Origin of the sequence: Pusillimonas sp. MFBS29, assembly GCF_020687695.1 — a bacterium.
Lineage (GTDB): Bacteria > Pseudomonadota > Gammaproteobacteria > Burkholderiales > Burkholderiaceae_B > Pusillimonas_C.
On record NZ_JAJEWL010000009.1, the window covers coordinates 56,664 to 68,874 of the forward strand.

Annotated in this window: 12 protein-coding genes; 8 read left to right on the top strand and 4 right to left on the bottom strand. The window is 59.6% G+C overall.

Annotated elements, in window-relative coordinates; genetic code table 11:
* The first annotated feature begins 7 nt into the window (after positions 1 to 7).
* The 4 genes from tsaE (at position 8) to miaA (ending at position 4,748) form a co-directional block, all read left to right on the top strand.
* Positions 8 to 526 carry a tRNA (adenosine(37)-N6)-threonylcarbamoyltransferase complex ATPase subunit type 1 TsaE gene (gene tsaE / locus LKR43_RS13705; RefSeq protein WP_227684675.1) on the top strand — a complete coding sequence of 173 codons (519 nt, stop codon included), beginning with the start codon at positions 8 to 10 and terminating at the stop codon, positions 524 to 526.
* A complete protein-coding gene (locus LKR43_RS13710; protein ID WP_227684677.1) occupies positions 496 to 1,863 on the top strand; it encodes an N-acetylmuramoyl-L-alanine amidase in 1,368 nt (455 codons plus the stop codon). Before tsaE ends, LKR43_RS13710 begins: the two co-directional genes overlap by 31 nt.
* Positions 1,864 to 1,974: 111 nt before the next feature.
* Positions 1,975 to 3,816 carry a DNA mismatch repair endonuclease MutL gene (gene mutL / locus LKR43_RS13715; protein ID WP_227684679.1) on the top strand — a complete coding sequence of 614 codons (1,842 nt, stop codon included), beginning with the start codon at positions 1,975 to 1,977 and terminating at the stop codon, positions 3,814 to 3,816.
* Positions 3,813 to 4,748: a tRNA (adenosine(37)-N6)-dimethylallyltransferase MiaA gene (gene miaA, locus LKR43_RS13720; protein WP_227684681.1), complete on the top strand. Its 936-nt coding sequence runs from the start codon at positions 3,813 to 3,815 to the stop codon at positions 4,746 to 4,748. Before mutL ends, miaA begins: the two co-directional genes overlap by 4 nt.
* Before the next feature lie 11 nt (positions 4,749 to 4,759).
* On the opposite strand, the gene purM is transcribed toward miaA, so the two are convergent.
* Positions 4,760 to 5,812, bottom strand: a complete 1,053-nt coding sequence (purM, locus tag LKR43_RS13725) for a phosphoribosylformylglycinamidine cyclo-ligase (protein WP_227684683.1) — start codon at positions 5,810 to 5,812, stop codon at positions 4,760 to 4,762.
* 116 nt (positions 5,813 to 5,928) lie between these two features.
* On the opposite strand from purM, the gene hda reads away from it, so the two are divergent.
* From hda to folK, 4 genes are read left to right on the top strand one after another with little or no spacing between them, the layout of a single operon-like run.
* On the top strand, positions 5,929 to 6,630 hold the full coding sequence (gene hda / locus LKR43_RS13730; protein ID WP_227684685.1) for a DnaA regulatory inactivator Hda: 702 nt from the start codon (positions 5,929 to 5,931) through the stop codon (positions 6,628 to 6,630).
* Positions 6,630 to 7,328 (top strand): HAD family phosphatase, encoded by a 699-nt coding sequence (locus tag LKR43_RS13735; protein WP_227684816.1) that lies wholly within the window; start codon positions 6,630 to 6,632, stop codon positions 7,326 to 7,328. Before hda ends, LKR43_RS13735 begins: the two co-directional genes overlap by 1 nt.
* 12 nt (positions 7,329 to 7,340) lie before the next feature.
* The gene (pcnB, locus tag LKR43_RS13740; protein WP_227684686.1) at positions 7,341 to 8,702 is read left to right on the top strand and encodes a polynucleotide adenylyltransferase PcnB; all 1,362 of its coding nucleotides are present in this window, start codon (positions 7,341 to 7,343) and stop codon (positions 8,700 to 8,702) included.
* Positions 8,699 to 9,187 (top strand): 2-amino-4-hydroxy-6-hydroxymethyldihydropteridine diphosphokinase, encoded by a 489-nt coding sequence (folK, locus tag LKR43_RS13745; protein ID WP_227684689.1) that lies wholly within the window; start codon positions 8,699 to 8,701, stop codon positions 9,185 to 9,187. The genes pcnB and folK overlap by 4 nt, the downstream gene beginning before the upstream one ends.
* Before the next feature lie 11 nt (positions 9,188 to 9,198).
* Here the strand turns inward: folK and LKR43_RS13750 are convergent, their stop codons facing one another.
* From LKR43_RS13750 to LKR43_RS13760, 3 genes are read right to left on the bottom strand one after another with little or no spacing between them, the layout of a single operon-like run.
* Positions 9,199 to 10,011, bottom strand: a complete 813-nt coding sequence (locus tag LKR43_RS13750) for a CoA ester lyase (protein WP_227684691.1) — start codon at positions 10,009 to 10,011, stop codon at positions 9,199 to 9,201.
* Positions 10,011 to 11,240 (bottom strand): CaiB/BaiF CoA-transferase family protein, encoded by a 1,230-nt coding sequence (locus LKR43_RS13755; RefSeq protein ID WP_227684694.1) that lies wholly within the window; start codon positions 11,238 to 11,240, stop codon positions 10,011 to 10,013. The genes LKR43_RS13750 and LKR43_RS13755 overlap by 1 nt, the downstream gene beginning before the upstream one ends.
* A complete protein-coding gene (locus LKR43_RS13760) occupies positions 11,237 to 12,067 on the bottom strand; it encodes a MaoC family dehydratase N-terminal domain-containing protein (RefSeq protein ID WP_227684695.1) in 831 nt (276 codons plus the stop codon). The genes LKR43_RS13755 and LKR43_RS13760 overlap by 4 nt, the downstream gene beginning before the upstream one ends.
* Between the last annotated feature and the right edge of the window lie 144 nt (positions 12,068 to 12,211).

The following is a 12,211-nucleotide window of genomic DNA, read 5'->3' on the forward strand; positions in this document are numbered from 1 at the left end:
TCTCAAAATGAACGAAGAAAATCAAGATTTAACGACAGTAAGCACATACTTAAGCAATGAAGAGGAAACTTCAGCGTTAGCCGAACAACTTTCCATGCTGGCTTGCGGCAAACATCCGGTCGCCGGAGACACTCAGCCGGGGGGCCGAATTCACTTGCGTGGCGACCTGGGCGCGGGCAAAACCAGCTTTGCCCGCGCTTTTCTTCGGGCAGCCGGAATCACCGGAAGAATTAAAAGTCCCAGCTACGCTTTACTTGAAAGCTATAATGTTTCTAACTTATACTTCTATCATCTTGATTTCTATAGATTTAGCGATCCTCGAGAATGGTTAGATGCTGGCTTTCGGGATATTCTGCAGAAAAACGCCATTGTTTTAATTGAGTGGCCAGAGCAAGCAGGCGCCTTATTACCGTCTCCCGACCTGGACATTCATCTTGAATATGCAGACTCCGGACGGCGCGCCAGCCTTACAGCCCACAGCGACAAAGGAAAATTATGGCTGACGACACTGAACTTGCCCTCGTAGGCTCCGCGCCGGAAAGCGCAGCGCGCCGCCGCCTCATTGCCACAGCCGGCAGCCTGTTTGTGCTGCCCGTCATCACCACAACCGCCAATGCCGCCACCATTGTTGCCGTCCGGACCTGGCCCGCTGATGAGTACACACGGGTCACGCTCGAGATGGACAGTGAGCTGAAAGCTGAACATTTCGCGCTAGAGGGTCCCGACAGGCTGGTCGTCGACATAGATGGCCTGAGGCTCAGCCCCGCCATCAACGACCTGGTATCAAAGGTCAAGCCCAACGACCCTTACATCAGCAGTGTGCGGGTCGGACAAAACCGCCCGGGCGTCGTGCGCCTTGTACTGGATTTAAAGCAGCCCATTGCCCCCCAGGTCTTTACCCTGAAACCCATCGGCGAATACAAATATCGTCTGGTACTGGATCTGTACCCGAAGATCGCCCAGGATCCGTTGCTGGCCATCATGAACAGCACCGACACCGACCCTTTGGCCGATGTGCTCGAAGACCTGGCTCGCAACACCCCTGACGAAGCTCCGGTGCCATCTGTTCCGGGGCAGCAGCTGCCCCCGCCCGTGGCCCAGAAACCGCGTCGACAGCCGCCTGCCGCACCACCCAGCAGCACACCTGCCCCTGTGCGCCAGGCTCAGCCCATACTTGTGGCGCTGGATGCAGGCCATGGCGGCGAAGATCCCGGTGCCATCGGCCCCAGGGGTACAAAAGAAAAAGACATTGTGCTCAGCATCGCCCGCAAGCTGAAGAAGTTGATCGACGCCCAGCCCAATATGCGCGCTTACCTGACACGCGACAACGATTATTTTGTTCCCTTGCATGTGCGGGTCCAGAAAGCGCGTCGCGTCAAGGCTGATCTGTTCATTTCGATACATGCCGATGCCTGGATCAAGCCCAGCGCACGAGGTTCATCGGTATTCGCACTGTCGCAGAACGGCGCAACCAGTGCCGCTGCGCGAATGATGGCAAAACGTGAAAACGATGCCGACCTGATCGGCGGCGTTAACCTTGGTTCACACAACAAGCAGGTGGCACAGGTATTGCTGGATTTGTCTACTGCAGCACAGATCAATGACTCCATGCGTGCGGGCAGTCGTGTGCTCAATGAAATCGGCAAGATCAATCGCCTGCATAAAAAACGGGTGGAACGCGCCGGGTTTGCTGTGCTGAAAGCCCCTGACATTCCGTCCATATTGGTAGAAACCGCCTTTATCAGCAATCCCGAGGAAGAGCGCCTGTTGCGCAGCCCTGCCCACCAGGACCGCATTGCACGCGCCATGCTGGACGGCGTCAATCATTACTTCAGCGCCCACCCCACCATGGCGCGAAGCTGACCGGTTTTGCCACAGCTGCACCCGATTCCCAAGCGACGGCTCGCGTCCGGCTAAAATCTGACGAGTACGCTATGTATTCGTCAGATTCGTCAGCCAAGGAAACACCACGTCATGTCAGAACGCCGCTCCATTGCCCAGCTTCCCGATCTGCTGATCAGCCAGATCGCGGCGGGCGAGGTCATTGAGCGCCCCGCATCAGTACTGAAAGAGTTGCTGGAGAACGCCATTGATGCAGGTTCCAGGGCCATAGAAGTGCGCATGGATGGGGGCGGCATACGCCGCATATCAGTCAGCGATGACGGCTATGGCATTCCTGCGCACGAGCTCAGGCTGGCGCTGACGCGCCACGCCACAAATAAAATCGGATCGCTGGACGAGCTCGAATCGGTCAGCTCCATGGGCTTTCGCGGAGAGGCGCTTGCTTCGGTTGCCTCTGTCGCCCGCCTGACCCTGACATCACGGACCGCGGGGGAGCCTCATGCATGGCAAATGGAAGCCGACCAACTCGAGCCCACAGCAGCCTCGGGCTCGATCGGCACCACCATCGACGTTCGTCAGCTCTTTGACAACGTACCCGCCCGCCGCAAATTCTTGCGCTCTGAAGCGACCGAGTACGGACACTGCGTCGACGCCCTGGAACGCATCGCGCTTGCCCACCCGCATATTGCCTTTCGGCTGTTCCACAACGACAAGGCACAGCGCAACTGGCGCGCCTGCGAAGTGGGTCAGCGTGTACGTGATGTACTGGGCCAGGAGTTTACCGATCAAGGCCTGTACGTTGAGCATCAGCACGGCCTGATCTCGGTTCAAGGTGTGATTACACGGCCCACGTATGCGCGCAGCCGCGCCGACAAGCAGTATCTGTACGTGAACGGACGCTACGTCAAGGATCGCACGGTATCGCACGCCATACGCCAGGCATACGCCGACGTCCTGCACGGCGACCGGCAACCTGCCTTTGTTCTGTTTCTGACCGTAGACCCCGCAATGGTCGACGTCAATGTGCATCCTGCAAAGCATGAAGTGCGCTTTCGCGACAGCGGAGCCATACACCGTTTCGTGAGCCAGACCCTGACTCAGGTCCTGGCTGGCGCAGGCGGTCAGTCGCTGACCGCACCCGATACCGCGCTGAGCCGGCAAATACCCTCGAGCAGTGCTACGGATTCCGCCAGTCCGGCACCAGCCTTCGAGGCAGCGACGGCCACGACTGATGGCCGTGCGCCGGCGCCCTCCTTTTACCGCCCCCAACAGCAGCAACATTCATTCAGCCTGCACAGCCAGACACGACCGCAGCAAGACTGGCAGTCTTTGTACCGCCCCCTGGACCCTCCTGTTTCGACTGTCACAGCTACGACAGATGGCGTGCATGACTTTCCGCTGGGCATGGCTCTGGGCCAGCTGCATGGTATCTACATCCTGGCCCAGAACCATGCGGGTCTGGTACTGGTCGACATGCATGCAGCGCATGAACGCGTCGTATACGAAGAGCTTAAACAGGCGATGGACGCCCAGAGTCTGCCGTGCCAGGAATTGCTGGTTCCCGTTGTGTTCAGCGTCACGGAAAAAGATCTGGGCCTGATCGAGGAGCATGCTCAAACCCTGGCTGAGCTGGGTCTGAACCTGCGCCCAACCGGCCCCGCATCGGTAGCGGTACGCGCGGTTCCCGCCCTGCTGGCCCACGGCGACATTGAAGCGCTGGCGCGCAACGTACTGCGAGACCTGGCCAGCGTTGGCGCCTCGCCACGACTGACCGAGCAACGCAACGAATTGCTGTCTACCATGGCGTGCCACGGATCGGTACGGGCCAATCGACGGCTGACGCTGGATGAAATGAACGGCCTGCTGCGTCAGATGGAGCAGACCGAGCGCGCCGATCAGTGCAATCACGGCCGGCCTACCTGGATTCAATGGAAGGTGGGAGAGCTCGACAAGCTCTTCATGCGTGGCCAATGATCTTACCCGTAATCTGCCTGGCCGGCCCCACTGCGGCGGGAAAAAGCGCGGCCACCCTTGCCCTGGCACAGCGCTGGCCCATAGAAGTCATTGTGATGGATTCGGCAACCATTTACCGCGGCATGGACATAGGCACAGCCAAGCCCAGCAAGCAGGAACAGGCGGTCATGCCGCACCACCTGCTGGACATCCTCGATCCGGCCGAGCGCTATTCCGCAGCCCAGTTTCAGAGCCACGCAAGCCAGCTGATCCGCCAGATACAAGAGCGGGGTAATCGGCCGCTGATTTGCGGCGGCACCATGCTCTATTACAAAGCGCTGCGTGAAGGTCTGAATGAACTGCCAGCGGCAGATCCCGTCATTCGGGCTGAGATCGATCGCGAGGCCCAGAACTGTGGCTGGCCCGAACTGCATCGTCAGCTATCGGTGTTCGACCCTGAAACAGCCGCCCGGCTCGCACCCAACGACAGCCAGCGCCTGCAAAGAGCCATCGAAATTTACCGTAGCAGCGGCCGCCCCATGTCAGCCTGGCTGGCGGACGCTCGTCCCCGGCAGGAAAATCAACAGAAATTTGTGACCCTCAGCCTTGAGCCGTCCGACAGGCTTGCCCTGCACGCACGCATTGCAACGCGCTATCACACCATGCTGGAGGCCGGACTGCTCGAAGAGGTACGCACGCTGCATGCCCGGCCAGACCTGAATGTTGGCTTGCCCTCGGTGCGTTGCGTGGGCTATCGGCAGCTATGGGATCACCTGGATGGCCGTATAAGTATCGAGCAGGCTATAGAACAGGCGGTGGCGGCCACACGGCAACTGGCCAAGCGCCAGCTGACCTGGCTGCGTTCGCAACCGGAACGTGAAACCGTTGATTGCCTGGCCACCGATGCCGCGATGCAGATCGTGGACCGTGTTGCCAGGCAATGGCCGCTGTAGACGAAGTGGATTTAGACCACTATGGTTTGCGGCGCATCGGCGCCCTGCTGTTCGATAATTTCGCCCAGCCGGCTGACCTGTTCGCCATGGGCAACCAGGGTAGCCGTTACCGCATCAGCCTGATCGGCCGGCACAACAATTACCATGCCGATACCGCAATTGAACACGCGGTGCATTTCCGCGTCGGCCACGCCGCCGTTTTCCTGCAACCAGGAGAACAGCCTGGGCATAGTCCAGGCATCGCGATGCAGGCGCGCCGAAAGGCCGGGCTGCAGAATGCGCGGTACGTTATCGAGCAGGCCTCCACCGGTGATGTGAGCCAGGCCCTTGATCGCCGTGCCATGCTCTGCAATAGCCGCCAATACCGACTTGACGTAGATACGGGTAGGCGCCATGACCACGTCTTCGATGGGACGGCCGTCCAGCTCCTGACCAGGCCGGGCATTGGCGTGAGTAAGAATCTTGCGCAACAACGAAAATCCGTTGGAGTGCGCGCCGCTGGACGCCAGGCCCAGCACCACATCGCCAACCGCAATGGATTTGCCGTCGATGATGCGCGATTTTTCTACCGCACCGACAGCGAAGCCGGCCAGGTCGTATTCGCCGTCTGGGTACATGCCGGGCATTTCGGCAGTTTCCCCGCCGATCAGGGCGCAACCCGACAGTTCACAACCCTTGGCGATGCCCCCAACCACGCTGGCGGCCGTATCGACCGAGAGCTTGCCGCAGGCAAAATAATCAAGGAAATACAGGGGTTCCGCGCCCTGGACGAGGATATCGTTGACGCTCATGGCGACCAGGTCTATGCCCACGGTGTCGTGGCGATTCCAGTCGAATGCCAGCCTGAGCTTGGTGCCAACGCCGTCAGTGCCAGACACCAGAACAGGTTCCTTCAGGTGGCGCGGCACTTCAAAAAGCGCGCCAAACCCGCCTATTCCGGCCATGACACCCGCCCTCATGGTCTTGGCAGCCAAGGGTTTGATACGATCGACCAGCGCCTCACCGGCATCGATATCGACCCCTGCATCACGATAGGTCAGGGAGGCGGAATGTTTGTTTGTCATGAGAAATGCCGTGGGATATGCAAGAATTGCGTGTTTAATGAATTACCAAGGCTTGATTTTACGATGAATACGGCTGACATTTCCGCAACAGGCGGCTATCGGGCTCCGGGCAGCCGATGACGCAGCAACTGATACTCGACCTTTTGCCTCCTTCGCCCCCTTCGCTGGACAACTTTGTGGCGGGAAGCAACCAGGCAGCCGTACAGGCATTGCGAGACTGCCAGCCAGGCAGGGCCGTCTATTTATGGGGCCCTCCGGGTGCCGGACGCACGCACCTGCTGCAGTCGATGGCAGCCGGGCCGGCTACACGCTATTTCCATCCTGGCGAGCAGGCAGACGCCTTGCGCGAGATCGCCAGCGCCGACACCTTGACGCACAAGCTTATCGCTATCGATAACGTCGAGAGCATGGACAGCGATTGGCAGGCCGCACTGTTTGCCCTGTACAATCGATGGCGCGAGGTTGCCTCGACCAGCCAGGCTTTTGTGCTGGTGCTCGCAGGTAACCGGGCGCCACTGGCCATGCCGCTGCGGGAAGACCTGCGCACGCGCCTGGGCTGGGACCTGGTCTTCCGTCTGGAGCAGCTTTCCGACGACGATCGTGCCCAGGCCTTGCTGGCCAGAGCCACCGACAGAGGCCTGCAATTGGGTCCGGAAGTCATTAACTGGGTCCTGACCCACTACACCCGCGACATGCGACATCTAAGCGCGCTGCTCGATGCGCTCGACCGCTATTCGCTTGAACGCCACCGGGCAATAACACTGCCCTTGCTGAAGGAACTGCTGGCTTCGGGCCAGCCTGACCACAATAACTCATGATGACCACAAAACGTCTGGCCCTGTTTGACCTTGACCATACCCTGCTTCCACTGGACAGCGACTATCAATGGGCTGATTTCCTGGCCCGCACCGGGCGCGCAGGCGATCCTGCCCAGGCCCAGCGGCGCAACGAAGAATTGATGGAACAGTACAACGCAGGGACCCTGACGGCCGAACGCGCCGCCGAGTTCATGCTCGGGCTGCTCAGCAATGCGAGCATGGCCGAACTGGCGCAATGGCATGAGGCCTTTATGGCCGAGGTGGTTCGCCCGGCCATATTGCCCGTGGCTCTGGATCTGGTTCAGCAGCACATTGCCCACGGCGATCTGTGTGCCATCGTGACTGCCACCAACGAATTTGTGACCGCACCCATAGCCCGCGCCTTTGGCATTCCACACCTGATTGCGACCGTTCCGGAAATTCGCGATGGACGCTATACCGGCAAGATTCAGGGCGTGCCCAGTTTCCAGGCCGGCAAAGTCGTGCGCGTGAACGCATGGCTGAACGAAATGGACAGCAGTCTGTCAGACTTTGACGCGTCTTATTTCTACAGCGACTCGCACAATGACCTGCCCCTGCTCGAGGTCGTGACCCATCCCGTTGCCACCAACCCCAACCCTGGCCTGCGGCAACTGGCGGAAGAGCGCGGCTGGACCACGCTGGACCTGTTCAAGGACATGCAAGACGCAAAGTCTTAAAATACCGCCACCATGCTTAAAGAAACAATAAAAAACTTTGTAAGCCGCCTGTTTGCGACTCCGCCCGATGTCCCCGAACGTTTTTCGCGCGACAAGCACGGTATTGATCGCCGCAATGTCTCGCGCCATGCCATCAAGGTATGCGAAGTTTTGCGCGCCGAAGGCTACGATGCCTTTATCGTGGGTGGCGCCGTGCGCGACCTGATCGTCGGCCTGGAACCCAAAGACTTTGACGTGGCCACCAATGCCACCCCCAACCAGATCCGTCCGCTGTTTCGTCGCGCACGCATTATCGGCAAGCGGTTCCAGCTGGTGCATGTAGTCTTTGGCCAGGAAATCATTGAAACATCCACTTTTCGCGCCAATGCGGCCAGCGACGAACATACCGATGAGCACGGCCGCATCCTGCGCGATAATTTATTCGGTTCACAGGAAGAAGACGCCGCCCGCCGCGACTTCACCCTGAACGCCCTGTATTACGACCCTATCAACGAAGAAGTGCTCGACTACCATCGTGGCGTGACCGACCTGAAGAATCGCGTGGTGCGCATGATAGGCGACCCCGAAAAGCGCTATCGCGAAGATCCGGTGCGCATGCTGCGGGCGCTGCGCTTTGCAGCCAAGCTGAACGGCACCCTGGATCCTGCTACCCGCGCACCCATTACCCAGCTCTCCGAGTTGATCGAACACGTGCCCTCATCGCGCCTGTTCGATGAAACGCTCAAACTGCTGACCTGTGGTCACGCCATGGACTGCCTGCGACAACTGCAGGCTTTCGATCTGCACAAAGGCCTGCTGCCCCTGATCGACACAGTCTTCCAGGAACAAGGCGGAGAGGCTTTTATCGAGCTGGCTCTGGCACGTACCGACGCACGGGTCCGTGCGGGCAAGACCATCAGCCCCAGCTTTCTGTTTGCCGCCCTGCTCTGGAAGCTTGTAAACAAGCGTTGGCAGGAATTGTGCGCGGAAGGTGAACATCCGGCACAAGCACTCATGCAGGCCGCCGACTCGGTCGTCGAAGCTCAAACCCGCAAGCTGGCCATACAGCGACGCTTTCAGGCCGACATGCGCGAGATCTGGTTCATGCAGGCGCGCTTTGAACGCATCAACGCCAAAGCCATCTGGCGCATGATGGAGCAACCACGCTTCAGGGCCGCCGTCGACTTCCTGCAATTACGGGCCGAAGCCCGCGAGGTCGACAGTGTGCAGGCACAGTGGTGGATGGACCTGGCCAATGCCGATCATGCCTTGCGTGGCGAAATGATAGAAAGCCAACAAACCCAGCAGCGCGGCAACCGCTCCTCCGGCACCAGGCGCCGGCGACGCCCGCGCAAGCGGCCCGCGACCCCGTCCACGGGCACACAGCAGGCGTGATCAAGGCCTACATAGGCCTGGGTGCCAACCTGGGTGACGCGCGCCATACCTTGCAGCAGGCTGCACATGCCCTTGGTGCCGCACCAGGCATCTCGGGGCTAAGGCTGTCGCGGTTTTATCGCAGCGCACCCGTCGATGCCACAGGCCCCGACTATGTCAACGCCGTCGCTGAAATAGACACTGATCTGGCGGCCGATGCGCTGTTAAGCGTCTTGCAGGGCATTGAAAATCAGCATGGGCGGCTGCGGCCTTATCGAAATGCTCCGCGCACCCTGGACCTGGATCTGCTGTTGTACGGCGAACTGACCGTGGACACACCGCGCCTGACCGTGCCGCATCCGCGCATGCACGAGCGTGCGTTTGTACTACGCCCTCTGGAAGAGCTCAGGCCAGCGCTGCACCTGCGTCAGGGTTCACTGACAGAGCTGCTGCAAGCCTGTTCTGATCAGGCGCTGGAGCCTGTGCCTGATCAGCCTGAAACCTGATACGTGCGTTGTCAGGCGCTTGCCAGTATGCGTCGCGCCCGCTCGATGACCGGCGCATCCACCATATTGCCATCCAGCTGAAAAGCCAGCGAGCCGGTGGCATCGGCCGTGTCGACCACGCGTTTCGCCCATTCCCTGTCGGCGTCGCTGGGAGCAAACGCCTGGAGTATGACCGGGATTTGTCTGGGGTGTATGCACAGCATGCCGCCAAAACCCATGTCGCGTACCTGGCTTGCAATGGCCGCCAAACCCTGATCGTCGGCAAAGTTCGGATATACACCATCGACAGGTGGCAGCAAGCCGTGCGCCGCGCTGCACAGCAAAATCTGGCAGCGTATGTGATCAAGCAATATGTGGGCACCGGCCGTGTCGGGTATGGTTCGCGTTTCGAGCATCATGTCGAGACTGCCAAAAGACAGGCGCTCTACCCCGGGTACCGCAGCAATCCCGCTTAGCGCCAAAACGCCGCGCGGACTCTCCACGATCGGAAGTACCGGCTTGCCGGTATCGGCCACCCGTTTCACTTGCTCGGGCGATTCAGCCTTGGGCAATACTAACGCCCGTACCGATGGCAAGGCGGAACATAAGGCAAGGTCTTCTTCGAACCAGGAAGTGGTGGCGTCGTTGATGCGCACCAGAATGGTGGCCTGAGGGTTGGCAGCCGCAAACTCCCGCAGGTTATTGCGCGCCTGCTCCTTGAGCGGATGTTCGACCGCATCTTCAAGATCAATGATGACTGTGTCGGCACCAGCCGCCAACGCTTTGGCAAAGCGCTCGGGGCGCGTAGCCGGAACGAAAAGCGCTGCCCTGATGGGTGCTTGCATCAAATTACCCCTTCCTTAATGAATGTCTGTATTTGTTCTTCGGTATAGCCCAGTTCTGCCAACAGCGCTGCCGAATGCTCGCCCAGCTCGGGGATCTTGTCCATGCGCGCCGGGAACGACGAGTTTGTAGCCGGCGGGATCAAGGCCGGCAGGGGTCCGGCGCTGCTGTCTATGGTGCGCCAACGCTGGCGCGCGGCCAGTTGTGGATGCGCCCAGACATCATGCATGGTATTGACACTGGCATTGGCAATGCCGGCAGCATCGAGCCTGGCGATAACCTCGCTGCGCGACAACGAGGCGAAAGCGGTAACGATCAGCACGCGCAAGGCATCCTGGTTGGCAACACGCAAGCTGTTGGTGTTGAATCTGTCGTCGCCGGCCAGCTCGGGTTGCTGCAGCACTGTGGCGCAAAAAGCGGCCCACTCGCGCTCGTTCTGCAAGCCCAGCATGACCTCGCTCCCGTCTCCGGCAGGGAAAGGCCCGTAGGGATAAATAGTGGCATGGGCAGCACCTGCACGCGGCGGCGGCGATGCACCGTCGAATGCATAGTACAGAGGAAAACTCATCCACTCGACCGTGCTCTCGAGCATGGAAACATCGATACGACTGCCCTCTCCGGTGCGTGCACGCAAAAGCAAGGCAGACAGTATGCTGCTGTAGGCATACATGCCTGCTGCAATATCTGATATCGAGCAACCTGCCTTGGCCGGGCTTTGTGGAGTGCCCGTGACAGACAAAAAGCCGCTTTCGCTTTGAATCAGCAAGTCATAGGCCTTCTTGTCCTGATAAGGCCCGCCTTCTCCGTAGCCCGATATATCGCAAACGATAAGACGCGGGTGCTGATCGTGCAATGCCTCGAAAGATAACCCCAGACGGGCAGCCGCCCCCGGAGCCAGATTCTGGACCAGCACATCGGCTTGCGCGAGCAGTTCCTTGAGCACATTGGCCGCATCGGGATGCTTCAGGTTCAGAGTAAGACTCTCTTTGGAGCGGTTGGTCCAGACAAAATGGGAGGCAAGCCCTTCTACACGCTCATCGTACTTGCGCGCAAAATCGCCCACGCCAGGGCGCTCTATCTTGATGACACGCGCGCCCATGTCAGCCAGTTGGCGGGTACAGAACGGCGCCGCGATCGCATGCTCGAGACTGATGACGGTGATTCCGTCGAGCGGGCGCGGCGCGCTGATCTGATCTTGCACAACATCGTTGGCCTTGCGATCTGTACTCATGCCTTGAACCTCAATTCTGCCTGATGGGCCAGCGTGCCATCCTGCTCCGCCCACAACTGTGCAATTCCGTCTTCAGCCAATGCACCCTGCACGTTGAAGGGCTTGGGTGAAACCAGAGGACGCAAGCCTCGATACGACAGCGACACAGGCACCTTGTCGGGATGGGCGTGCGTGAAGGCGCGGCACATCAGCGTCGCGATCATGGGTCCGTGCACGACCAGACCCGGATAGCCTTCCTTTTGCGTAGTGTACGGGTGATCGTAATGAATGCGATGCCCATTGAACGTGATCGCCGAATAGCGGAACAGCATAATGGGGCTGGGGTCTATGGATTCGCTCCATTGCGATGCAGGTGTTGGCGTGCTGCCCTGCAGCTTGGGCGGACTGGGTTCGCGATAGACGATGTCCTGTTCCTCTGATATGCACAGCGAATCGCCCTGGGTGTATTTGTGCCCGACGGTCACGAACAGCAGCTTGCCCGTACTGCCGGTTTTTTCCTTGATCGCCAGAATGGTCGATGTCTTGTGGGCCTTGCCGCCTACCCGCAAAGGCTGAATAAACTCAACCCGACCACCCGCCCACATGCGGTTACGGGTATCGGCCGGCGGCAGAAAGCCGCCGCGCTCCGGATGGCCGTCGCCGCCTAACGCACTGTAAGGCACGCCGTCCGTGAAGAGCGCCCATTGCCACAGCAACGGTAATGGCGCACCAGGTGCCGGCGCAGGCATATCAAGCGTCAGGGCGACTTTCCGGATATGCCCGATATCAATATTGTCTTCGCTGCTTTCCTGGCGTCCTATCCATGCGTCCAGATCCGGTGTCGTCATGATCATTCCCAAATTAATATCAATTCAAGCCATAGCTTGCCAGCTGACCGGCTTTTTTTGAATTAGTTTTTGGATAAGGCCCGGTTCGCATATGCCAAACAACACGGCGCAAGCGCGCCGGGCAGGCAGCCCGGCCTGCCCGCT

Bases quoted from the DNA above. Each gene is read 5' to 3' on its own strand.
- LKR43_RS13760 (WP_227684695.1), bottom strand. From the start codon at position 12,067: ATGACGACACCGGATCTGGACGCATGGATAGGACGCCAGGAAAGCAGC.
- tsaE (WP_227684675.1), top strand. From the start codon at position 8: ATGAACGAAGAAAATCAAGATTTAACGACAGTAAGCACATACTTAAGC.
- miaA (WP_227684681.1), top strand. From the start codon at position 3,813: ATGATCTTACCCGTAATCTGCCTGGCCGGCCCCACTGCGGCGGGAAAA.
- LKR43_RS13755 (WP_227684694.1), bottom strand. From the start codon at position 11,240: ATGAGTACAGATCGCAAGGCCAACGATGTTGTGCAAGATCAGATCAGC.
- mutL (WP_227684679.1), top strand. From the start codon at position 1,975: ATGTCAGAACGCCGCTCCATTGCCCAGCTTCCCGATCTGCTGATCAGC.
- pcnB (WP_227684686.1), top strand. From the start codon at position 7,341: ATGCTTAAAGAAACAATAAAAAACTTTGTAAGCCGCCTGTTTGCGACT.
- purM (WP_227684683.1), bottom strand. From the start codon at position 5,812: ATGACAAACAAACATTCCGCCTCCCTGACCTATCGTGATGCAGGGGTC.
- LKR43_RS13710 (WP_227684677.1), top strand. From the start codon at position 496: ATGGCTGACGACACTGAACTTGCCCTCGTAGGCTCCGCGCCGGAAAGC.
- LKR43_RS13735 (WP_227684816.1), top strand. From the start codon at position 6,630: ATGACCACAAAACGTCTGGCCCTGTTTGACCTTGACCATACCCTGCTT.
- hda (WP_227684685.1), top strand. From the start codon at position 5,929: ATGACGCAGCAACTGATACTCGACCTTTTGCCTCCTTCGCCCCCTTCG.
- LKR43_RS13750 (WP_227684691.1), bottom strand. From the start codon at position 10,011: ATGCAAGCACCCATCAGGGCAGCGCTTTTCGTTCCGGCTACGCGCCCC.